At 67.4% G+C, this 21,666-nt stretch carries 17 protein-coding genes; 14 read left to right on the forward strand and 3 right to left on the reverse strand.

Going from position 1 to position 21,666, the window contains the following annotated elements; all coding sequences use genetic code 11:
• Nucleotides 1-22 precede the first annotated feature (22 nt).
• Complete coding sequence (locus tag HPS01S_RS08520; RefSeq protein ID WP_066153894.1) at nt 23-913, reverse strand: UbiA family prenyltransferase; 891 nt, start codon at nt 911-913, stop codon at nt 23-25.
• A 2-nt stretch (nt 914-915) separates the two neighbouring features.
• Nucleotides 916-4,392 (reverse strand): glycosyltransferase family 39 protein, encoded by a 3,477-nt coding sequence (locus HPS01S_RS22360; protein ID WP_066153897.1) that lies wholly within the window; start codon nt 4,390-4,392, stop codon nt 916-918.
• A 303-nt stretch (nt 4,393-4,695) separates the two neighbouring features.
• Between HPS01S_RS22360 and HPS01S_RS08530 the strand changes: the two genes are divergently transcribed.
• The 8 genes from HPS01S_RS08530 (at nt 4,696) to HPS01S_RS08565 (ending at nt 14,105) form a co-directional block, all read left to right on the forward strand.
• Nucleotides 4,696-6,642, forward strand: coding sequence for an AMP-dependent synthetase/ligase (locus HPS01S_RS08530; protein WP_066153900.1), 1,947 nt, complete (start codon nt 4,696-4,698; stop codon nt 6,640-6,642).
• Nucleotides 6,639-7,424 (forward strand): ABC transporter ATP-binding protein, encoded by a 786-nt coding sequence (locus HPS01S_RS08535; protein WP_066153903.1) that lies wholly within the window; start codon nt 6,639-6,641, stop codon nt 7,422-7,424. Before HPS01S_RS08530 ends, HPS01S_RS08535 begins: the two co-directional genes overlap by 4 nt.
• Before the next feature lie 16 nt (nt 7,425-7,440).
• Nucleotides 7,441-8,370 (forward strand): branched-chain amino acid ABC transporter permease, encoded by a 930-nt coding sequence (locus HPS01S_RS08540; protein ID WP_066153908.1) that lies wholly within the window; start codon nt 7,441-7,443, stop codon nt 8,368-8,370.
• Nucleotides 8,371-8,382: 12 nt separating this feature from the next.
• Nucleotides 8,383-9,441: a branched-chain amino acid ABC transporter permease gene (locus tag HPS01S_RS08545; RefSeq protein WP_066153911.1), complete on the forward strand. Its 1,059-nt coding sequence runs from the start codon at nt 8,383-8,385 to the stop codon at nt 9,439-9,441.
• A gap of 50 nt (nt 9,442-9,491) precedes the next feature.
• Nucleotides 9,492-10,823 carry an ABC transporter substrate-binding protein gene (locus HPS01S_RS08550; protein WP_066153915.1) on the forward strand — a complete coding sequence of 444 codons (1,332 nt, stop codon included), beginning with the start codon at nt 9,492-9,494 and terminating at the stop codon, nt 10,821-10,823.
• 87 nt (nt 10,824-10,910) lie between these two features.
• Nucleotides 10,911-11,723 (forward strand): ABC transporter ATP-binding protein, encoded by an 813-nt coding sequence (locus tag HPS01S_RS08555; RefSeq protein WP_066153918.1) that lies wholly within the window; start codon nt 10,911-10,913, stop codon nt 11,721-11,723.
• A gap of 34 nt (nt 11,724-11,757) precedes the next feature.
• Nucleotides 11,758-13,005: a phenylacetate--CoA ligase family protein gene (locus HPS01S_RS08560; protein WP_066153921.1), complete on the forward strand. Its 1,248-nt coding sequence runs from the start codon at nt 11,758-11,760 to the stop codon at nt 13,003-13,005.
• Between the two features lie 116 nt (nt 13,006-13,121).
• Nucleotides 13,122-14,105 carry a tripartite tricarboxylate transporter substrate-binding protein gene (locus tag HPS01S_RS08565; protein WP_066153924.1) on the forward strand — a complete coding sequence of 328 codons (984 nt, stop codon included), beginning with the start codon at nt 13,122-13,124 and terminating at the stop codon, nt 14,103-14,105.
• A gap of 91 nt (nt 14,106-14,196) precedes the next feature.
• Here the strand turns inward: HPS01S_RS08565 and HPS01S_RS08570 are convergent, their stop codons facing one another.
• On the reverse strand, nt 14,197-14,523 hold the full coding sequence (locus HPS01S_RS08570; RefSeq protein WP_066153927.1) for a DUF1840 domain-containing protein: 327 nt from the start codon (nt 14,521-14,523) through the stop codon (nt 14,197-14,199).
• A gap of 127 nt (nt 14,524-14,650) precedes the next feature.
• On the opposite strand from HPS01S_RS08570, the gene HPS01S_RS08575 reads away from it, so the two are divergent.
• From HPS01S_RS08575 to HPS01S_RS08600, 6 genes are read left to right on the forward strand one after another with little or no spacing between them, the layout of a single operon-like run.
• On the forward strand, nt 14,651-17,032 hold the full coding sequence (locus tag HPS01S_RS08575) for a bifunctional salicylyl-CoA 5-hydroxylase/oxidoreductase (protein WP_066153931.1): 2,382 nt from the start codon (nt 14,651-14,653) through the stop codon (nt 17,030-17,032).
• Complete coding sequence (locus tag HPS01S_RS08580) at nt 17,029-17,511, forward strand: MarR family winged helix-turn-helix transcriptional regulator (protein ID WP_066153934.1); 483 nt, start codon at nt 17,029-17,031, stop codon at nt 17,509-17,511. The genes HPS01S_RS08575 and HPS01S_RS08580 overlap by 4 nt, the downstream gene beginning before the upstream one ends.
• Nucleotides 17,508-18,362, forward strand: coding sequence for an enoyl-CoA hydratase family protein (locus HPS01S_RS08585; protein WP_066153937.1), 855 nt, complete (start codon nt 17,508-17,510; stop codon nt 18,360-18,362). The genes HPS01S_RS08580 and HPS01S_RS08585 overlap by 4 nt, the downstream gene beginning before the upstream one ends.
• Before the next feature lies 1 nt (nt 18,363).
• The gene (locus tag HPS01S_RS08590; RefSeq protein ID WP_066153940.1) at nt 18,364-19,569 is read left to right on the forward strand and encodes an acyl-CoA dehydrogenase family protein; all 1,206 of its coding nucleotides are present in this window, start codon (nt 18,364-18,366) and stop codon (nt 19,567-19,569) included.
• Nucleotides 19,570-19,582: 13 nt separating this feature from the next.
• Nucleotides 19,583-21,241 (forward strand): benzoate-CoA ligase family protein, encoded by a 1,659-nt coding sequence (locus HPS01S_RS08595; RefSeq protein ID WP_066153945.1) that lies wholly within the window; start codon nt 19,583-19,585, stop codon nt 21,239-21,241.
• A 22-nt stretch (nt 21,242-21,263) separates the two neighbouring features.
• Nucleotides 21,264-21,656, forward strand: a complete 393-nt coding sequence (locus HPS01S_RS08600) for a RidA family protein (protein ID WP_066153948.1) — start codon at nt 21,264-21,266, stop codon at nt 21,654-21,656.
• The last annotated feature ends 10 nt before the right edge of the window (nt 21,657-21,666 follow it).

Consider the following 21,666-nt stretch of genomic DNA (forward strand, 5'->3'; position numbering starts at 1 on the left):
ATCGGGGCCGGACGGCAAGGACTCACACCAGCAGCAGCGATGTGACCATCGCCAGCCCGATGCCCGCATACAGCACACGATAGCGCACTTGCAGGCGCCGTACGCTGACATGGGGCAGGCCCTCGCGCAAGGCCTGCCAGGTCCAGAAGGCGTGCACGGGATACGCCAGGGCGACCACCGCGACCAGCGCGTCGGGCACCCTCCCCTGCAGGGCCAGCGCCACCAACAGGGCGTTGGCCAGCGTGAACAGCCCGAAGGCCACCAGGAAGCAGGCACGCCGACCAAAGCAGACGGCGTTGGTCCGGATGCCGTTGCGCGCATCGGCCTCGGCGTCGCGGACTTCCTGCGTCAGGTGCCCGGCACTGAACACCACCGCAAAGAACAGCCCGATCACGGCCCCGCCGGCGTCGATTTCCCGGAACACGGCGTACCCCATCAGGAAGTGCAGCACCCCGGTGACGAAGTGCAGCAGGGAATTGGCCAGCGGCACGCCTTTGACCGACACCTGTGGCAGCGAATACAGGGCGCTCGCCATCATCAGCAGCAGCCCCAGCAGCAGCGGCGTGCGGCCCAGCCAGGCCAGCCCGGCCATGCTGAGCACGAGCGTGAGCAGCACCAGGACACCGATCTCCCGGCGGCTGATCCCGCGCTGCAGGAACACCCGCGACGCCCGGGCAGGGTCCCGGCTGTCGTGCTCGATGCCGGCCCAGTCGTTGAGCAGGAACACATGGGCCACCAGCGCCGCATTGGCCAGCACCAGCAACATCAGGAGGCCCACACGGGCGGTGTCCAGCGCCCCGATGGCAAAGACCGCGCCCAGCACCGGCGCACCCTGAAGCACCACGATCTCGTCGTACCGGATGCAGGCGAGCAGGGCCCGGCACCGGCGCGTGCCGGTCAAGCGGATGGTCATGGTCAACCCCCGGTGCCCAGGAAGATCCGCAGCCACATCGCGTAGCCGACGTCTTCCGACCAGTACCTGCGGGACACCGAGGCGCTGAGGTCGTTGTGATAGAGCATGGGCGGGTTGTTGCGCACCGCGGCGAACCGGTCGGCGGCCAGGGCCTCCAGCAGCGGCCGCGCTTCATCGGCGGTCGGCCGGTTGGTCGACCCCGGCCCCATCCGGGCGATCAGGCGCGCAGCATCGAGCCAGACCTGCTGCTCCGGGAACTCGGCCCGCACCCTGTCGGCGGGCAGCGCCAGGTCGCAGCCATGCGCCCGCAGGTCGGGCTGGCGCATCACCGGCACCAGCGGCGCCCGGCTGTAGTAGACCCAGAGCCGGTCCTGATCGACGCTGCGGCGCAGCGCCTGGCACAGTTCGCGGGCCGCGGGCGGGTCGTCCTGCGCCAGCCACATCAGCACGTGCATCTGGATGCCGATGTCCGCGGGGTTCGGGTCGGCGCCGGGGTTGAGGCACTGGTAGCCGCTTTCAGGCGACAGCCAGGTGCGGTAGAGGCCCTCTGCGGTGCGGTAGGCCTGAACGCCCGCCAGCGCCCGGGGACGCAGCGAGTGGCCGCCCGGCGCGATGCGCCAGACCAGCGCGGTGTCGTCGGCATCGGGCGTGATGGTGCACATGCCGGTCTCGCTCGTGGCCCGCCCGCCGGGTCTGCCGTGATAGCGCACCAGGCCACCGGGCTCGATCTGGTCGTTCAGATGCGCACGCGCCCGGTCCAGACCGGCCGACAGGCCCTCGGGGGTGCCCTCGGCCGCCAGCAGATCGATCATCAGGGCGGTGAGGTAGGTGTTCATTTCCTCCACCGGCCGCTCGTAGGTGGTGCCCCAGGTGTGCGCCGTGAACCAGTAGCCGTCGCCCTGCTGCCGGCGGTTGATCAGCCCCACCGCCAGGCGCGCACTGCGGGCGAGCCCGTCCTCGCCCGCCACGGGCCTCTCCATTGAAGCGGCGGGCGCCGCTGCCGGTTCGACGCGGATCGCCCGCAGCCCCACCACCAGCCCCCGCGGATCGCCGTTGGGCAGGGGCACGACCGTCGCACGGTCCAGTGCCAGCAGGCTCAGGAGATTGCGCCCGGCGTGCAGGCGGACACGGACCACGGCCGATGTCACGCCCTCGAAGCGGCGCTCGCCGCCCACCGGCAGGTCGTTGTGGAGCAGCATGAACCGCCGCCCCGGGACGGTCATGCCGGGGCCGGGCTCCATGTCGAACCGGAGGTCGACCTCGAGCGCCCGCCGGGACCAGAGGGCAAAACCGATCCCCTGGGCATACCCTTGTCCCAGCCACAGGAAGCCGCGCTCGTCGCCGCCGAGGTCGTTGACGGGCCAGGGGGTCTGCAGGGCCGATTCGTCCACCCCCACCTGCTCCTGCAACGCGCCCGAAACACCGATCAGGGGCGCCTCGGCCGGGGCCTCGAAGCTGCGCAAGGGTGCGTCGTTGCCTCCGGCGGCGCCGGTCACCTCGTACAGCCGTTGGCCAGCCGATCGCAGCAAGACCGGCTTCAGATCTTCCTGGGCATTGAGCCAGCGCACCATCCCGCGCGTGTCGACCGGGGGAAACCAGCGGAACAGCGCGCGTGCATCGTCCTGGATCAGCACATGGGTCACCCGCTCCGAAACGATCAGGCGGCGCATCCGCTCCTCGTCAAACGGCGCCGTTCCCCAGGGGACCACGGCGTTCGAATACCCGGTGCCAGGCGAGAACAGCGGGTAGTCGCGCACATCCTGGTGGCCCACCAGCAGCACCCGCGAACCCGGCGGCATGGCCGAACGCAGCACCTCGTCGAAGGGCTCGTTGACGTCGATGCCTGGCAGCGGATCGGTCATTGCCTGGCGCACCTCCTTTGCGAGACTCCGGACCGGCGGGTACACCGCATACACCAGCAGCAGGGCCAGCAGCCCCTGGACCAGGCGCCTGCGGGCCAGGCCGGCGGTCAGGCGCGGTGCGACTATCGCAAGCCCCAGCGGCAGCGCCAGGGCAAAAGGGCCGCAGAGAAACCGCGCGGGCACCTCGGAGTGGGCCATCCAGCGCGCGCCGAACAGCACCGCCCCCAGCAACGGAATGGCCAGCAGCGCCAGCGCGGCCACCCCGTCGAGCCGTCGGCGCGCCCTCAGGTGCCCGGCCAGCCGCCAGGCGGCGGCACCCAGCACCGGCAGCCACAGCAGCCCCCACAACGAGAACCGCGTGGCCTGTTCGGGCAGGGCGTACACGTACCGCCCCGGCCATGGACCCTCCGCCTCACCCGCCAGAGGCTGCCCGGCTCCGACCGCCGAAATGAGCCGGTTGGCGGTGGCGCTGAAGCCGGCCCGAACCTCGGGCGACCCCGGCGCGGCCGGCAACTCCAGCAGCAAGGACACGAACCGGATGGCATGGGTGTAGGCCACCTGCGGCGTGGTTTCGGCCTGCACCACCCGACGCACCTCCGGGGGCCCCATGGGGTGGTGGTAGCGGACCGTGTTGAAGGCCAGGGGAATGAGCAGGGTGCTCAGCACCCCCGCCCCCAGCAGGCCTGCACCGAAGGCCTTGAGCCGCGCCCCGACGCCGGCCGCCCCGGGGGCCCACCACAGGATCAGCAGCAGGCCAGGCAGCAGCGCCGCAGGAAACGACCGCACGTTGGTGCTCAGCGCGACAAACACCCCGAGGAAGAAACAGCGCAGTCCCGGCCTGTCTGCCCCGTCGCAAAGCGTCACCGCCCAGTAGGCCAGGCCCAGCAGCGAGAGCACCGACCAGACCTCCGGCTTCAGACCCGAAGCACTGGAGACGATCAGCGGCGTCGAGACCAGGATCAGCACCCCGGCCAGCGCGGCCGTCTGCCCCAACCGGAATGCCCGCAGCAGCAGGTACTGCCCGATGGCCGCCAGCGGCAACGCCAGACCGAACACCAGCCGCCCGGCGACCTCGGACTTGGTCAGCAGCACCGGCCACAGGAAGAACAGCTCGCTGCCGAAAGGCACCAGGTTCTGCCGGATGTTGTGGGTCTCGAAGGGAAACACCGTCGCGTGCTGGATCCAGTAGAGGACCCGCGAGGCGTGGTACATCCGGTCATCAAAGTGGTAGATCGGTTCCAGCGCCTGCCGCACCAGCGCCAGCAGGAGCACGCCGACGATGGCGCAAAGCAGCAGCAGGCCCCAGGCCGTGAGTCCGGTGAAGCGGGTGACCAAGGCAGCGCGCAGCCCTGGCCCGCCCGGCAGCGGCCCGGCCACGCCGCTGCGGCGCCAGCCGCCGGTGAGCGGAACCGTGGCCGCGGCCATGAGCACCTGCATCACGAGCCAGCCCGCAGGGGTCAGCTGGTGCGCCAGCGAGCTCAGACCGGTGATCGCGCCGACCTGAAGCAGGGCGGTGCCGACGAAGATCCAGTAGCGGTCGGCCGGCGTGTCGCAGAGGTGGCGGGCCCAGCGCAGGGACACCCAGGCCAGCAGGAGCAGGGAAACAGCAAAAGACATGAGGCAGGCAAGGTCCGGCGGCCGGTTCGCGTGGCGCAGCGCCGTGTTGATTCACTCCCTGGATTCCATTTGCCACGGCCACTGCAGCGACCACGCCGCACCAGAACGCCCAGACTTGCGGGCACCTGACAAACACCAGCGCACCATGCCGGAATTCCCTAGGGAAAGTCCTAGCAGGGTTGACCCCTCAATTGTCGTCGCACCGACAACATAACGTCAAACATCGGCCTACTATCCGCCCCATCGAATCAGGCGGTCACCGTCTTCCTGCCCGCCCGGCGGAAGACCCAAGGAGTCAAGCACATGCAAACCACCTTCCCCCGGCTGCTGCTGGACCACGCAACCCGGCGCCCCGACGCGCCGGCCATGCGTGAGAAGGAATACGGCATCTGGCAGACCACCAGCTGGTCTGCCATGGCACAGCTGGTCGAGGCCATTGCCTGCGGCCTGCACCAGGCTGGTCTCACCCGCGGCGAGCACCTGGTGGTGATCGGCGCCAACCGCCCCCGCCTCTACGCCACCATGCTGGCCGCGCAGTCGCTGGGAGCGATCCCGGTGCCGCTGTACCAGGACGCCGTGGCCAACGAGTGCGTGTTTCCGATCAACAACGCCGAGGTGCGCTTCGCGGTGGTGGAGGACCAGGAGCAGGTCGACAAGATGCTGGAAATCCAGCCCCAGTGCCCGCAGCTCGCGCACATCTTCTACGACGACCCGCGCGGCCTGCGCAAATACGACCAGCCCGGCCTGGGCGGGCTGGAAGAGCTGGTCGGCGCGGGCCAGGCCTTTGCCAAGGCACACCCCGGCTTCTTCCGCGAGGAGGTCGAGAAGGCGCAGCCTGGCGACGTCGCCGCCATGTTCTTCACCTCGGGCACCACCGGCAACCCCAAGGGCGTGGTCCACACCCACAGCACCCTGATCGACCGCGCGGCCGTCGGCGCGCGCTTTGACAAGCTGACCGAAAAAGACGAGGTGCTGGCCTACCTGCCGCCGGCCTGGATCGGGCAGAACATCTTCAGCTACGCCCAGTGGCTGGTGGCCGGCTACGTGGTGAACTGCCCCGAGTCGGGCGCCACCGTCACCATCGACCTCAAGGAGGTCGGCCCCACCTATTACTTCGCCCCTCCGCGCGTGTTCGAAGGCCTGCTCACCACGGTGATGATCCGCATGGAAGACGCTGGCGCGCTCAAGCGCAAGATGTTCCACGCCTTCATGGACGTGGCGCGCCGCGTCGGCCCCGCCAGGATGGACGGCAAGTCCGTGGGCTTCATGGACAACCTGAAATACGCACTGGGCAACCTGTTCGTCTACGGCCCGCTGCGCAACAGCCTGGGCATGAGCCGGGTGCGCGTGGCCTACACCGCGGGCGAGGCCATCGGCCCCGACCTGTTCAGCTTCTACCGCAGCATCGGCATCAACCTCAAGCAGCTCTACGGCTCCACCGAAACCGCCGTGTTCGTCTGCCTGCAGCCCGACCACGAGGCGCGCGCCGACACCGTGGGCGTGCCCTGTGAGGGCGTGGAGATCAAGCTCAGCGAGACCGGCGAGATCCTGGTGAAGTCGCCCGGCCTGCTCAAGGAGTACTACAAGAACCCCAAGGCCACCGAAGAGGTGCTGACCGCCGACGGCTGGTACCACACCAGCGACGCCGGCTTCATCGACGCCTCGGGCCACCTCAAGATCATCGACCGCGTGAAAGACGTGGGCCGCATCAAGGGCGGCAGCAACGACGGCGCCATGTTCGCGCCCAAGTACGTCGAGAACAAGCTCAAGTTCTTCTCGCAGATCAAGGAGGTGGTGGCCTACGGCGACCAGCGCGAGAAGGTCTGCGTGATGGTCAACATCGACTTCGAGGCCGTGGGAAACTGGGCCGAGCGCCGCAACCTGCCCTACGCCGGCTACACCGACCTGGCGCAGAAGCCCGAGGTCTATGAGCTGATCCGCGAGTGCGTGGAGAAGGTCAACGCCGACCTCAGCCGCGACACCCTGCTGGCCGGCAGCCAGATCAGCCGCTTCCTGGTGCTGCACAAGGAGCTGGACGCCGACGACGGCGAACTCACCCGCACCAACAAGGTCCGCCGCGGCTTCATCGCCGAGAAGTACAGCGTGCTCGTGGACGCGCTCTACGGCGGCAAGGCCGAGCAGTACATCGAAACCCAGGTCAAGTTCGAGGACGGTCGCACCGGCAGCGTGAGCGCCACACTGAAGATCAGCGACGCCAAGACGTTTGCACCTGTGAAAGCCGCAGCATGAGCCAGAAAACAATCGGCGACGTCATCCTCGACGTCCAGAACATCAGCCTGCGCTTCGGTGGCGTCAAGGCGCTCACCGACATCTCGTTCAACGTCAAGGAGCACGAGATCCGCGCCATCATCGGCCCCAACGGCGCGGGCAAGAGCTCCATGCTCAACTGCATCAACGGCGTCTACCAGCCGCAGGAAGGTCAGATCACCTTCCGCGGCCAGCACTTCAAGCACATGAACAGCCGCCAGGTGGCCGAGATGGGCATCGCGCGCACCTTCCAGAACCTGGCGCTGTTCAAGGGCATGAGCGTGATCGACAACATCATGACCGGCCGCAACCTGCGCATGAAGAGCAACCTGTTCCTGCAGGCGCTTCGCATCGGCCCGGCCCAGCGCGAAGAAGAGCAGCACCGCGAGTTCGTCGAGCACATCATCGACTTCCTCGAAATCCAGGCCTTCCGCAAGACCCCTGTGGGCCAGTTGCCCTACGGCCTGCAAAAGCGCGTGGACCTGGGCCGCGCCCTGGCGATGGAGCCGCAGGTGCTGCTGCTGGACGAACCCATGGCCGGCATGAACCTGGAAGAGAAGCAGGACATGAGCCGTTTCATCCTCGACGTGAACGACGAGTTCGGCACCACCATCGTGCTGATCGAGCACGACATGGGCGTGGTGATGGACATCAGCGACCGCGTGGTGGTGCTGGACTACGGCAAGAAGATCGGTGACGGCACGCCCGAGGAAGTGCGCACCAACGAAGAAGTCATCAGCGCGTACCTCGGTACGAGCCACTGAACCCGGAGACGACACCATGGGATTCTTTCTCGAAACCCTCTTCGGCGGCCTGATGGCCGGCATGCTCTATTCGCTGGTGGCGCTGGGCTTCGTGCTGATCTTCAAGGCCTCGGGCGTCTTCAACTTCGCGCAGGGCGCGATGGTGCTGTTCGCCGCGCTGGCCATGGCCCGCTTCTCCCAGTGGATTCCGCAGTGGCTGGGCATCGAAAGCAAGCTGCTGGGCAATGTGCTGGCCTTCATCGTGGCGGCCGGCTGCATGTTCATCCTGGCCTGGCTGATCGAACGCCTGGTGCTGCGCCACCTGGTCAACCAGGAAGGCGTGACGCTGCTGATGGCCACGCTGGGCATCACCTACTTCCTCGATGGCCTGGGCCAGACCATCTTCGGCTCGGACATCTACCCGATCGACGTCGGCATGCCCAAGGATCCGGTGTTCCTGTTCGAGAACGTGTTCGAGGGCGGCGTGCTGGTGAACCAGGAGGACATCATCGCGGCCGTCATCGCGGCCTGCCTGGTCGCCGCGCTGTCGCTGTTCTTCCAGAAGACCAGCACCGGCCGCGCGCTGCGTGCGGTGGCCGACGACCACCAGGCGGCGCAGTCCATCGGCATCCCGCTCAATCGCATCTGGGTCATCGTCTGGTGCGTGGCCGGCATCACCGCCCTGGTGGCCGGCGTGATCTGGGGCTCCAAGCTGGGCGTTCAGTTCTCGCTCACCACCGTCGCCCTGCGCGCGCTGCCCGTGATCATCCTGGGCGGCCTGACCTCGGTGCCCGGCGCCATCATCGGCGGCCTGATCATCGGCGTGGGCGAGAAGCTCTCGGAGGTCTACCTCGGCCCCATGGTCGGCGGCGGCATCGAGATCTGGTTTGCCTATGTGCTGGCGCTGGTGTTCCTGCTGTTCCGTCCGCAAGGGCTGTTCGGCGAAAAGATCATCGACCGCGTGTAAGGAGACAAGAACATGTTCTATCGCGAAAACGGCCAGTTCAAGACCTCCTACCGCGCCGACCAGCAGATCTTCCCGATCGCACAGGACCGCTGGGCCATCCTCGCCCTCATCGCGTTCGCCTTCGTCGGCGTGCCGATGCTGGCCGACGAATACCTGTTCCGCGCCATCTTCATCCCGTTCCTGATCCTGTCGCTGGCCGCCCTGGGCGTGAACATCCTGGTGGGGTATTGCGGCCAGATCTCGCTGGGGTCGGGGGCCTTCATGGCCGTGGGCGCCTACATGGCCTACAACACCTACATCCGCATCGAAGGCATGCCACTGATCCTGGCGCTGCTGTCCGGCGGCTTCTTCGCCACGCTGGTGGGCATCTTCTTCGGCTTCCCCAGCCTGCGCGTCAAGGGGCTGTACCTGGCTGTGGCCACGCTGGCGGCGCAGTTCTTCTGCGACTGGGCCTTCCTGCGCGTGGGCTGGTTCACCAACAACAACGCGTCCGGGTCGGTGTCGGTGTCGAACCTGCAGGTGCTGGGCATGCCCATCGAGACCCCGTTGCAGAAGTACCTGTTCTGCCTGGCCTTCCTGGTGGTGTTTGCCCTGCTGGCCAAGAACCTGGTGCGCAGCTCGATCGGCCGCGAATGGATGGCCATCCGCGACATGGACGTGGCCGCCGCTGTGATCGGCATCCGCCCCAAGTACGCCAAGCTGTCGGCCTTCGCGGTGAGCTCCTTCATCGTCGGCGTGGCTGGCGCGCTCTGGGGCTTCGTGCACCTCGGGTCCTGGGAACCGGCGGCCTTCTCGATCGACCGCTCTTTCCAGCTGCTGTTCATGGTGATCATCGGCGGCATGGGGTCGATCATGGGCAGCTTTTTCGGCGCCGCCTTCATCGTGCTGCTGCCGATCTTCATCGAACGCATCAGCCTGCTGGTCGGCCTCTCGACCGCAGCCGCCGCCCACATGACCTTCATGGTGTTCGGCGCGCTCATCGTCTGGTTCCTGATCGTGGAACCCCACGGCCTGGCCAAGCTGTGGAGCATTGGCAAGCAGAAGCTTCGCCTCTGGCCTTTCCCCCATTGATTGCCTTTTCTTTCTGTGTGTGCCTGACCTGTCCTTAAGGAGACAAAGCGATGAAAGTACGTAACCTGGTTCTCTCCGTGTCGCTGGCCTGTGCCGCCCTCTCGGGCGCGGTGGTCCCGACGGCTGCCATGGCCCAGGCCAAGGAGCAGTTCTTCCCGGTGCTGGTCTACCGCACCGGTGCCTACGCCCCCAACGGGGTGCCATGGGCCAACGGCTATGTGGACTACCTCAAGCTGGTCAATGCCCGCGGTGGCATCAACGGCGTGAAGCTCAGCTTCGAAGAGTGCGAGACCGGCTATGCCACCGACAAGAGCGTGGAGTGCTATGAGCGCCTGAAAGGCAAAGGCGCCACCGTGTTCCAGCCCCTGTCCACCGGCGCCACCTTTGCCCTGACCGAGAAGGCACCGATCGACAAGATCCCGCTGATCACGGCTGGCTATGGCCGCAGTGAATCGGCCGATGGCGGTGTGTTCAAGTGGAACTTCCCGCTGGCCGGCACCTACTGGGTGGCCGCAGACGCCATCATCCAGCAGCTGGGCAAGAAGGAAGGTGGCCTCGCCAGCCTCAAAGGCAAGAAGATCGCGCTGGTCTACCACGACAGCCCCTTCGGCAAGGAACCCATTCCGCTGCTGCAGGAACGCGCTTCGCAACTGGGCTTCCAGCTGAGCCTGCTGCCCGTGACCGCCCCTGGCGTCGAGCAGAAGGCCACCTGGCTGCAGGTGCGCCAGCAGCGCCCCGACTACGTGGTGCTGTGGGGCTGGGGCGTGATGAACTCCACCGCGCTGAAGGAAGCCCAGGCCACCGGCTACCCGCGCGAGAAGATGTACGGCGTGTGGTGGGCAGGTGCCGAGCCGGACGTCAAGGACGTCGGCCAGGGCGCCAAGGGCTACAACGCCGTCACGATGCAGCACGGCACGGAAAAGGGCGCCGATGTGGTCAAGGAAATCCTGTCCAAACTGCACGACAAGGGCCAGGGCACCGGACCGAAGGAAGAAGTGGGCGACGTGCTCTACATGCGCGGTCTGATGAGCGCCATGTTTGCAGTCGAAGGCGTGCGCCAGGCTCAGGAAAAGTACGGAAAGGGCAAGGTCGTGACCGCCGAGCAGGCCCGCTGGGGTTACGAGAACCTCAACCTGACACAGGCCAAGCTCGACGCCCTGGGTTTCAAGGGCGTGATGCGCCCGGTGTCCACCAGCTGCCAGGACCACATGGGCGCGAACTGGGCCCGCGTGCACACCTGGGACGGCAGCAAGTGGCAATTCACCAGCGACTGGCTGCAGGCCGATGAACAGATCATCAAGCCAATGGTCAAAGCCGCCGCCGACAAGTACGCCGCCGAGAAGAAGCTGACCCGTCGCGCCGCGTCGGACTGCGGAAGCTGATCGGTGTCACCCCTGGTCGCTGGTTCGCCAGCGACCATCTGCAAGGCCGGTGCGCCGAGCCTTGCAAATGGTCCAGAAGGAAACACCATGAGCACCAATCCCAACATCGTTCTCAACGTCAACGGCATCGAGGTCATCTACAACCACGTGATCCTCGTGCTCAAGGGCGTTTCCCTGAACGTGCCCGAAGGCAAGATCGCGGCCATCCTGGGCGGCAACGGCGCGGGCAAGACGACCACGCTGCGCGCCATCTCCAACCTGCTCAAGGGCGAGCGTGGCGAGGTCACCAAGGGCAGCATCGAGCTGCGCGGCGAGCGCATCGAGAACCTGTCGCCCGCCGACCTGGTCAACCGCGGCGTGGTGCAGGTGATGGAGGGGCGCCACTGCTTCGCGCACCTGACCATCGAGGAAAACCTGATGACGGGGTCCTACACGCGCACCGACAAGGCCGAGGTCGCGCGCAACCTGGAGAAGGTCTACAACTACTTCCCGCGCCTCAAGACGCGCCGCACCTCGCAGGCGGCCTACACGTCTGGTGGCGAGCAGCAGATGTGCGCCATCGGCCGCGCGCTCATGGCTAACCCCAGCGTGGTGCTGCTGGACGAGCCCTCGATGGGCCTGGCACCGCAGATCGTGGAGGAGGTGTTCGAGATCGTGAAGGACCTGAACACCAAGGAGAAGGTCACCTTCCTGATCGCCGAACAGAACACCAACATGGCCCTGAAGTACGCCGACTACGGCTACATCATGGAAAGCGGTCGCATCGTGATGGACGGCGCCGCCGGCGACCTGCGCAACAACGAGGACGTCAAGGAGTTCTACCTGGGCATGGGCGGCGGTGAGCGCAAGTCGTTCAAGGACGTCAAGAGCTACAAGCGCCGCAAGCGCTGGCTGGCCTGATCCCGCATCCCATCAACCCGAGGCTTCCTACACCATGAGCGAACACTTCGACGCCCTGGAAACCCGCTCCCCTGCCGAGCGCGAGGCGGCGCAGATGGCCGCGCTGCCGGGGCAGCTGGCCCACGCCAAACAGAACAGCGCGGCATTTGCCGACATCCTGCGCGACATCGACGTGTCGGGCATCAACAACCGCACCGCCCTGACGCGCATCCCGGTCACGCGCAAGAGCGAGCTGCTGGAGCGCCAGAAGGCCAAGCGGCAGCACGACGCCTTCGGCGGTTTCTCGGCCCTGGTGCGCGGCCCGGCCATGTCGCGCATCTTCGCCAGCCCGGGTCCCATCTACGAACCCGAGGGCGCGGGCAAGGACTACTGGCGCGCCGGCCGCGCGCTGTTCGCCGCAGGCTTCCGCGCCGGCGACCTGGTGCACAACAGCTTCAGCTACCACATGACCCCGGGCGCCTTCATCCTGGAATCGGGCGCACATGCGGTGGGCTGCACCGTGTTCCCCGGCGGTGTCGGGCAGACCGAGCAGCAGCTCGAAGCCATGGTCGACCTCAAGCCCAATGCCTACACCGGCACGCCCAGCTTCCTGCGCATCCTGCTGGAGAAGGCGGCCGAGGCCGGCATCGCCCTGCCGAGTCTGACCAAGGCCTCGGTGGGCGGCGAGGCCTGCCCGCCCAGCCTGACGGCCTGGTTCAAGGAGCGCGGCGTCGACGTCTACCAGACCTACGCCACCGCCGACCTGGGCCTGGTGGCCTACGAGACGCCCTCGCGCGAAGGGCTGGTGCTGGACGAGAGCGTGATCGTCGAGATCGTGCGCCCCGGCACCGGCACACCGGTGGACGAAGGCGAGGTGGGCGAACTGGTGGTGACCACGCTCAACACCGCCTACCCGCTGGTCCGCTTCGGCACCGGCGACCTCTCGGCCATCCTGCCGGGCCAGTGCCCCACCGGCCGCACCGCACCACGCATCAAAGGATGGATGGGCCGCGCCGACCAGACCACCAAGATCAAGGGCATGTTCGTACACCCCTCGCAGGTGGCCGAAATCACCCGTCGCTTCCCCGAGGTGAAGAAGGCCCGGCTGGTGGTGAGCGGCGAGATGGCCAGCGATGCCATGTGCCTCCAGGTGGAAGCCACCGAAGTCGGCGACGGCCTTCGCGAGCGCATCGAGACCGCAATCCGGGAGGTGACCAAGCTGCGCGGCGACGTGCAGGTGGTGCGCCCCGGCAGCCTGCCCAACGACGGCAAGGTGATCGAAGACGCACGCAGCTACAAGTGAGCGCAGGCGCCTCAGTCAAAGGGTTTCCACCGAGGCCTGGCTAAGTAATTTCCGCCATGACCGGCGCTGTGTGGCGCACTACCATGCGATTCTGAACATCCCATAGGAGCACCCACATGAAGAAGATCCTGGCCTTTGCCCTGACCGCCGCCGTTTCGGCCGGCGCATTTGCCCAAGGCTTCCCCAGCAAGCCCATCACCCTGGTGGTGCCCTTTGCCGCTGGTGGCCCCACCGACCTGGTGGCCCGCCAGCTCGCCGAAGCCATGCGCAAGCCGCTGGGCGGCGCTTCGGTCGTGGTCGAGAACGCCGCCGGCGCCGGCGGCACCATCGGTGCCGCCAAGGTGGCCCGCGCCGCGCCGGACGGCCACACCCTGCTGGTCTGGCACATCGGCATGGCCGCCACCGCCAGCCTCTACCGCAAGCTGCCCTACAAGCCGCTGGAGGACTTCGAGTACCTGGGCATGATCAACGACGTGCCGATGACGCTGCTGGGCTCGCCCAAGCTGCCCGCCGCCACCTACCGCGACTTCGAGAACTACATCCGCGCCAACGGTGGCAAGCTGAACCTGGCCCACGCCGGTCTGGGTTCCGCCTCGCACCTGTGCGGCCTGATGTGGCAGTCCGCGGTCAAGCTGGACAAGGCCATGACCACCATCGCCTACCGCGGCACGGGCCCGGCCATGAACGACCTGATCGGCGGGCAGGTGGACGTGATGTGCGACCAGACCACCAACACCACCGCGCAGATCGAAGGCGGTCGTGTCAAGGCTTTCGCTGTCACCACGGCCAAGCCGCTGTCCGGCCACAAGCTGCTCAAGGACTACCCGTCGCTGCAGGAAATGGGCCTCAAGGGCTTCAACCTGACCATCTGGCACGCCATGTACGCACCGAAGGGCACGCCGGCGGATGTGCAGAAGAAGCTCAACGACGCTCTGCAGGTCGCGCTGAAGGACCCGGACTTCGTCAAGAAGCAGGCCGAGCTGGGCGCTCTGGTGGTCACCGACAACCGCGTGACCCAGGCTGGTCACAAGGCCTTCGTTGCCAGCGAAATCACCAAGCTCAAGACCGCAATCGACGCTGCCGGCGAATTCGCCGACTGACCATCCGGGACCGGGCCGCCAGCCCGGCCAACGAACGACAGCCCGCTGATGCGGGCTGTTTCGTTTCCGGGGCCCGGGGGGCTTGGAGGCGTCAAACGCCCCAGACGATCTCCACCTCGGCCTTGGCGCAGCGCTGGAGCATCTCGATGAACGGCGCACTGCGCATGCGCAGGCTGACCGCCTCGAACTGCGGCTCTGGCTCACCCTTGGCCAGCGCCTCTTCCTTCATCTGCTGCTGCGCCGCCTCTTCGGCCTGCACCGCGGCGCGCAGGGCGGCGATGGCGCCAGGCATTTCCTCGGGCCGGATGATGCCGGAGGACGAAGCATCCTTGCCCAGGATGTCCAGGATGTGCTTGCCGCTGGGCGCCAGCATCACCAGATCGCCGGTTTCGCGGGACTTGAATCGGTACAGGGACATTCGGGACTCCTCCACTGAGAACACTGCACAGCATTCTTGCACCGTTCGGCGGGAAGCCCGTCCGCCCCTTCCCCCCTGCGGGTTAACCCGGTTGTTCGCATTTAGTTCAAGCCTAAACTAATCAGGCATGAACACACCCACTCCAGCGCTGAGGCGCATCCTGTGCATCGGTGGCGGTCCGGCGGGCCTCTATTTCGGCCTGCTCATGAAGCGGCGCTTCCCGGCGCTGGAGGTGACCGTGGTCGAGCGCAACCGGCCCTACGACACCTTCGGCTGGGGCGTCGTGTTCTCCGACCAGACCCTGGTCAACCTGCGCCGGGCCGACCCCGAGACCGCGCAGGCCATGCAGGACGCCTTCAACCACTGGGACGACATCGAGGTGTTCTACAAGGGCGCCAGCGTGCGCTCCGGTGGCCACGGCTTCATCGGCATCGGCCGCAAGCGCCTGCTCAACATCCTGCAGGAACGCTGCGAGGCCCTGGGCGTGAAGCTGGTGTTCGAGACCGATGTCACAGACGACCAGGCGCTCGCGCAACAGTACGGCGCCGACCTGGTGATCGCCAGCGACGGCCTGAACAGCCGCATCCGCACGCGCTACGAAAGCACCTTCCAGCCCGACATCGACACCCGGCTGTGCCGCTTCGTCTGGCTGGGCACGAAGAAGACCTTCGACGCCTTCACCTTCGCCTTCGAACAGACCGAACACGGCTGGTTCCAGGCACACGCCTACAAGTTCGACGACGAGACCTCGACCTTCATCGTCGAAACGCCGGAGCACGTGTGGAAGGCGCACGGCATCGAGGACATGAGCCAGGAAGACGGCGTCGCGTTCTGCGAGAAGCTGTTCGCGAAATACCTGGACGGCAACGCCCTGATCAGCAACGCCAAGCACCTGCGCGGCTCGGCCAACTGGATCCGCTTCCCGCGCGTGATCTGCAACACCTGGGTCCACCACCAAGACATTGCGGGCAAACAGACCCCCATCGTGCTGATGGGCGACGCCGCGCACACCGCGCACTTCTCCATCGGCAGCGGCACCAAGCTGGCGCTGGAAGACGCGATCGACCTGGCCGACGAGTTCACAGACAACGCCGGCGCCGACATGGCCACCGTGCTGCAGGGCTACGAGGCCCGACGCAGCGTCGAGGTGCTCAAGATCCAGAACGCCGCACGCAACTCCACCGAGTGGTTCGAACATGTGGACCGCTACACCGGCATGGAGATCCAGCAGTTCGCCTACTCGCTGCTCACGCGCAGCCAGCGCATCAGCCACGAGAACCTGCGCCTGCGCGACGCGAAGTGGCTCGAAGGCTACGAAGACTGGTTGCAGTCCCGCGCCGGCGGCCGCAGCGCCGGTGGCAAGCCCACTCCGCCCATGCTGCTGCCGCTCAAAGTGCGCGGCGTTGAACTCAAGAACCGCATCGTCGTCTCCCCGATGGCGCAGTACAAGGCGCAGGACGGCGTGGTCGGCGACTGGCACCTGATGCACCTGGGCGCGCGCGCCGTGGGCGGCGCTGCGCTGGTGATGGTCGAGATGACCAGCCCGACGCCGGAGGGCCGCATCACCCCCGGCTGCCCCGGCCTGTGGAACGACGCGCAGCAGGCCGCGCTGGCCCGCATCGTGGACTTTGCGCGCCAGAACGGTGGCGCCAGGATGGGTCTGCAGCTCGGTCACAGCGGCCCCAAAGGCTCGACACAGCTCGGCTGGGAGGCGATGGACGAGCCACTGGCCACGGGCAACTGGCCGCTGCTGTCGGCCAGCGCCCTGCCCTATGGTCAGCAGAACCAGGTCCCCAAGGCCATGACCCGCGCCGACATGGACGCGATGACCGCAGCCTTCGTCGAGTCCACACAACGCGCCGCAGCGGCCGGCTTCGACTGGCTGGAGCTGCACTGCGCGCACGGCTACCTGCTCTCGGCCTTCATCTGCCCGCTGACCAACCAGCGCAGCGACGGGTACGGCGGTTCACTGGAGAACCGCTGCCGCTACCCGCTCGAAGTTTTTGCGGCGATGCGCGCCGCCTGGCCCGCCGACAAACCCATGAGCGTGCGCATCTCGGCGCACGACTGGGCACCCGGCGGCAACACACCCGACGACGCGGTCGCCATCGCGCGACTGTTCAAGGCCGCCGGCTGCGACGTGATCGACGTGTCCTCGGGCCAGACCACGCGGCAGGCCAAGCCGGTCTACGGCCGCATGTACCAGACACCGTTTGCCGACCGCATCCGCAACGAGGTCAACATCCTCACCATGGCCGTCGGAGCGATCAGCGAGGCCGACCACGCCAACAGCATCATCGGCGCCGGACGCGCCGACCTCTGCGCCGTGGCCCGCCCGCACCTGGCCGACCCGGCCTGGACGCTGCACGAAGCGGCGAAGCTGCAGACCCGCGCCATCGACTGGCCCTTGCCCTACCTGAGCGGCCGCGACCAGCTCTACCGCGAAGTCGCGCGCCAGCAGGCCCTTCAGGGCGCGGTCGTGACACAAGACCCGGCCGAAACCTCATGACCACCATCGACACCCTCGACCTCGAAGCCCGCGCCCACAGCGAACACGCGCAGGAGCTGCGCCTGTGGCTGCGCCTGCTGGCCTGCTCGCAGCTGATCGAAAAGCGCGTGCGCACCGGCCTGCGCGAGCAGTTCGACACCACGCTGCCGCGCTTCGACCTCATGGCCCAGCTCGAACGCCACCCCGAGGGCCTGAAGATGAAGGAGCTGTCGCAGCGCCTCATGGTCACCGGCGGCAACGTCACCGGCATCACCGACCAGCTGGTGGCCGAAGGGCTGGTGGAGCGCGCGGGCGTCGAGGGCGACCGCCGCGCCTTTCTCGTGCGCCTCACGCCCGAAGGCCGCAACGCCTTCGAACGCATGGCGGTGCAGCACGAGCAATGGATCGTGCAGGCCTTCGAAGGCCTGAGCCCCAAGGACCTGGACCATCTCCACAAGCTGCTCGGCAAGGTGAAGCAGCACCAACTGGACCTCGAATGAAACACCCCATCCCCGACCACAACCCCATGCGCGGCCAGTTCCGCGCCGTCGCCACCGAGCAGCCCAGCCACTTCGCGCTCAGCGTGGCCAACGGCGTGGCCACCGTCACGCTCAACCGGCCCGAGCGCAAGAACCCGCTGACCTTCGACTCCTACGCCGAGCTGCGCGACTGGTTCCTGGGCCTGCAGCGCGCCACCGACATCAAGGCGGTGGTGGTCACTGGCGCGGGTGGCAACTTCTGCTCCGGCGGCGACGTGCACGAGATCATCGGCCCGCTCACCAAGATGACCATGCCCGAGCTGCTGGCCTTCACCCGCATGACGGGCGCGCTGGTCAGCGCCATGCGCGCCTGCCCGCAGCCCATCGTGGCCGCGCTGGATGGTGTCTGTGCCGGCGCCGGCGCGATGATGGCGCTGGCCTCCGACCTGCGCCTCGGCACGCCCGCCGCCACGGTGGCCTTCCTGTTCACCCGCGTCGGCCTGGCCGGCGCCGACATGGGCGCCTGCGCCCTGCTGCCGCGCATGATCGGCCAGGGCCGCGCGAGCGAACTGCTGTTCACCGGCCGAGCCATGAGCGCGCAAGAAGGCCACGCCTGGGGCTTCTTCAACGCGCTGCACGAAAGCGAAGTCCTGCTGCCGGCTGCGCACAAGCTGGCGTCGCAGCTGGCGCAAGGCCCGACCTTCGCCCACGGCATGACCAAGACCATGCTGCACCAGGAATGGGCCATGACGCTGGACCAGGCCATCGAGGCCGAAGCGCAGGCCCAGGCCATCTGCATGCAGACGCAGGACTTCCGCCGGGCGTACGAAGCGTTCGCAGCGAAACAAAGACCCGTCTTTGAAGGGGACTGAAATGGTCGCCTTCGAACACCCCCATCCGCACGGCGCGCTGGCCCCCACCGCGCACCTGGAGCTGCCCTTCTTCGAGGATGCGCACCGGGCGCTGGCCAACGGCCTGGTGGCCTGGGCGCGCGAACAGCGCGTCGATGAAACCGACGACCGCGCCGCCTGCAAGGACTGGGTGCGGCGCCTGGGCGCGGCAGGCTGGCTGCGCTACTGCGTGCCCGAAGCGCATGGCGGCGCCCTGCCCGCGCTCGATTCGCGCGCGCTGGTCATCCTGCGCGAGACGCTCGCGTTCCACTCGCCACTGGCCGACTTTGCATTCGCCATGCAAGGGCTGGGCAGCGGCGCCATCACGCTGGCCGGCACGCCCGCACAGAAGGCCGCCTACCTGCCCGCCGTCGCCGCAGGCGAGAAGATCGCCGCCTTCGCCCTGAGCGAGCCCGAGGCCGGCTCCGACGTGGCCGCCATGGCGCTGCGTGCCACGCCTTCTGCCACCGGCTGGGAATTGAACGGCCAGAAGACCTGGATCAGCAACGGTGGCATGGCCGACTTTTATGTCACCTTCGCCAAGACAGAGCCCGATGCCGGCGCGCGCGGCATCAGCGCCTTCATCGTCGACGCCGACACTGCGGGCCTGGACAGCAGCGCCCACATCCAGGTGATGGCACCGCACCCGCTGGCCACGCTCACCTTCAGTGGCTGCACCGTTGCGCAGGAAGCGTTGCTGGGCAACGCCAACGGAGGTTTCAAGCTCGCCATGCAGACGCTCGACATCTTCCGCGCCTCAGTTGCCGCTGCTGCCCTGGGCATGGCGCGCCGCGCCTTCGCCGAAGCGGTGGCGCACGCCAAGCAACGCAAGATGTTCGGCCAGACCCTGGGGGACTTCCAGCTCACGCAGGCACGGCTGGGCGAGATGGGCGCGCTCATCGACGCTGCCGCGATGCTCACCTATCGCGCCGCCTGGCTGCGCGACCGCAGCTCCTCCTGCGGCGCCGGCACACCGGCTTACACCGCGGCGGCGGCGGCGGCCAAGCTCACGGCCACCGAGAACGCGCAGAAGGTCATCGACATGGCATTGCAGATGTTCGGCGGCCGCGGCGTGCAGGTGGGCACCGTGGTGGAACACCTGTACCGCGACATCCGCTCGCTGCGCATCTACGAGGGTGCGAGCGAAGTGCAACTGCTCATCCTCGGCAAACACGCCCTGAAGGCCTGAACCGGAGACCCGCATGGCCCAACACCCTTCCGCCCAGACCGACCGGTTCGTGCACGACCGCCTGCCACCACCGGACCATTGGCCCGAGTTGCGCTACGACCTGCCAGAACTGCAGGCGCTGCCCCAACAGCTCAACGTGGTGCAGGCGCTGTTCGACCGCGCCTTCGCCGCCGGCCACGCGGACCGACCGCTGTTCCGCAGCGACGAACGCACCCTGAGCTACGCCCAGGCCCGTGCCGAGGTGAACCGGTTCGCCAACGTGCTCGCCGGCCTGGGCCTGCAGCCGGGCAACCGCGTGCTGCTGCGCGGCGGCAACTCCATCGCCATGGCGCTGGCCTGGCTGGCCGTGGTGCAGAGCGGCCTGATCGCGGTGGCCACCATGCCGCTGCTGCGCGCCACCGAGCTCAAGAGCATCATCGACAAGGCCCAACCATCGGCCGCGCTGTGCGACGTGAAGCTGCAGGACGAGCTCAAGGCTGCGCTGGCGCAAGGCCCGGACACGGCCACCATGCCGCTGTGTCTGTTCAATACCGGCGACGCCGCGGTGGTGCTGGACCATTCTCTTGAAGCGCTGGCCCGCCACGCCAGCGACCAGGCCGCGCCCTGCCCCACCAGCGCCGACGACATCGCGCTGCTGGCCTTCACCTCTGGCACCACCGGCAGCCCGAAAGCGGCGGTGCACACCCACCGCGACGTGCTGGCCGCCTGCGAAACCTGGCCGCGCCATGTGCTGCGCGCCACCCCCGACGACATCGTCATCGGCTCGCCGCCACTGGCTTTCACCTTTGGTCTGGGCGGCCTGCTGGTGTTCCCCATGTGGGCCGGCGCCTCGGTGTACTTCCCGAGCATCCCGTACACCCCCGAGGCCATGGTGAAGCTGATCGGCCAGGTCGGCGCCACCATCTGCTATACCGCGCCTACTTTCTATCGGCAGATGGCGGCGTTCGCGAAGCAGCACGGCATTGGCCGATTGCGTCTCAGCGTCAGCGCCGGCGAGGGCCTGCCCGACGCGACACGCCAGCTGTGGAAGGAGGCGAGTGGGCTGGAGATGCTGGACGGCATCGGCGCCACCGAGATGTTCCACATCTTCATCTCGGCCGCGCCTGAGGATGTGAAGCGGGGCGCCATCGGGCGTGTGGTGCCGGGCTACGAAGCCAAGATCGTCGACGAACAGGGCAACGACCTGCCACGCGGCCAGGTCGGCCGGCTGGCCATCAAAGGGCCGACGGGCTGCAAGTACCTGGACGACGCCCGCCAGGCGAACTACGTGGAAGGCGGCTGGAATTTCCCCGGCGACGCCTTCCTGCAGGACGAAGATGGGTATTTCATCTACCAGGCGCGCACCGACGACATGATCATCACCGCCGGCTACAACGTGGCTGGGCCCGAGGTAGAGGCCGCGCTGCTGCAGCACCCGGCGGTGGCCGAATGCGGCGTGGTCGGCAAGGCCGACGATGAGCGCGGCATGATCATCCTCGCCTACGTGGTGCTCAAGCCCGGTCAGGCGGCCGACGCCGACCAGGTGAAGACCCTGCAGGATCACGTCAAGCACACGCTGGCGCCCTACAAATACCCGCGCGAGGTGCGCTTCGTCAGTTCGTTGCCTCGCACCGAAACCGGCAAGCTGCAGCGCTTCGCGCTGCGCAAGATGGCCTCCGAGGCCGTGACCTGAACTTCAAGAAAGACCCGTCCCCATGCAATTCCTGCAACCGCCCGGCTGGGCCATCCCCAAGGGCTACGCGAACGGCGTGGCCACCCGAGGCACCCTCGTCTTCGTTGGAGGCCAGATCGGCTGGAACGGTGAACAGCAGTTCGAAAGCGACGACTTCATCGACCAGACCAGGCAGGCCCTGCAGAACGTTCACGCGGTGCTGTCCTGTGCAGGCGCCGGCCCCGAGCACATGGTTCGTATGACCTGGTACATCACCGACCGCGACGAGTACAACAGCCGCCTGCGCGAGTTGGGGACCGCATACCGCGAAGTGATGGGCAAGTGCTTCCCGGCCATGACCTGCGTGGAGGTCAGTCGGCTGGTGGAAGCGCGTGCCAGGGTCGAGATCGAGGTCACTGCGGTGGTGCCGGACTAAACCAGGAACC

Origin of the sequence: Hydrogenophaga pseudoflava NBRC 102511 (assembly GCF_001592285.1) — a bacterium.
In the GTDB taxonomy this organism is placed as follows: domain Bacteria; phylum Pseudomonadota; class Gammaproteobacteria; order Burkholderiales; family Burkholderiaceae_C; genus Hydrogenophaga; species Hydrogenophaga pseudoflava.

Excerpts from the sequence above, each read along its gene's own strand:
- HPS01S_RS08520 (WP_066153894.1), bottom strand. The coding sequence starts at position 913 with ATGACCATCCGCTTGACCGGCACGCGCCGGTGCCGGGCCCTGCTCGCC.
- HPS01S_RS22360 (WP_066153897.1), bottom strand. The coding sequence starts at position 4,392 with ATGTCTTTTGCTGTTTCCCTGCTCCTGCTGGCCTGGGTGTCCCTGCGC.
- HPS01S_RS08530 (WP_066153900.1), top strand. The coding sequence starts at position 4,696 with ATGCAAACCACCTTCCCCCGGCTGCTGCTGGACCACGCAACCCGGCGC.
- HPS01S_RS08535 (WP_066153903.1), top strand. The coding sequence starts at position 6,639 with ATGAGCCAGAAAACAATCGGCGACGTCATCCTCGACGTCCAGAACATC.
- HPS01S_RS08540 (WP_066153908.1), top strand. The coding sequence starts at position 7,441 with ATGGGATTCTTTCTCGAAACCCTCTTCGGCGGCCTGATGGCCGGCATG.
- HPS01S_RS08545 (WP_066153911.1), top strand. The coding sequence starts at position 8,383 with ATGTTCTATCGCGAAAACGGCCAGTTCAAGACCTCCTACCGCGCCGAC.
- HPS01S_RS08550 (WP_066153915.1), top strand. The coding sequence starts at position 9,492 with ATGAAAGTACGTAACCTGGTTCTCTCCGTGTCGCTGGCCTGTGCCGCC.
- HPS01S_RS08555 (WP_066153918.1), top strand. The coding sequence starts at position 10,911 with ATGAGCACCAATCCCAACATCGTTCTCAACGTCAACGGCATCGAGGTC.
- HPS01S_RS08560 (WP_066153921.1), top strand. The coding sequence starts at position 11,758 with ATGAGCGAACACTTCGACGCCCTGGAAACCCGCTCCCCTGCCGAGCGC.
- HPS01S_RS08565 (WP_066153924.1), top strand. The coding sequence starts at position 13,122 with ATGAAGAAGATCCTGGCCTTTGCCCTGACCGCCGCCGTTTCGGCCGGC.
- HPS01S_RS08570 (WP_066153927.1), bottom strand. The coding sequence starts at position 14,523 with ATGTCCCTGTACCGATTCAAGTCCCGCGAAACCGGCGATCTGGTGATG.
- HPS01S_RS08575 (WP_066153931.1), top strand. The coding sequence starts at position 14,651 with ATGAACACACCCACTCCAGCGCTGAGGCGCATCCTGTGCATCGGTGGC.
- HPS01S_RS08580 (WP_066153934.1), top strand. The coding sequence starts at position 17,029 with ATGACCACCATCGACACCCTCGACCTCGAAGCCCGCGCCCACAGCGAA.
- HPS01S_RS08585 (WP_066153937.1), top strand. The coding sequence starts at position 17,508 with ATGAAACACCCCATCCCCGACCACAACCCCATGCGCGGCCAGTTCCGC.
- HPS01S_RS08590 (WP_066153940.1), top strand. The coding sequence starts at position 18,364 with ATGGTCGCCTTCGAACACCCCCATCCGCACGGCGCGCTGGCCCCCACC.
- HPS01S_RS08595 (WP_066153945.1), top strand. The coding sequence starts at position 19,583 with ATGGCCCAACACCCTTCCGCCCAGACCGACCGGTTCGTGCACGACCGC.
- HPS01S_RS08600 (WP_066153948.1), top strand. The coding sequence starts at position 21,264 with ATGCAATTCCTGCAACCGCCCGGCTGGGCCATCCCCAAGGGCTACGCG.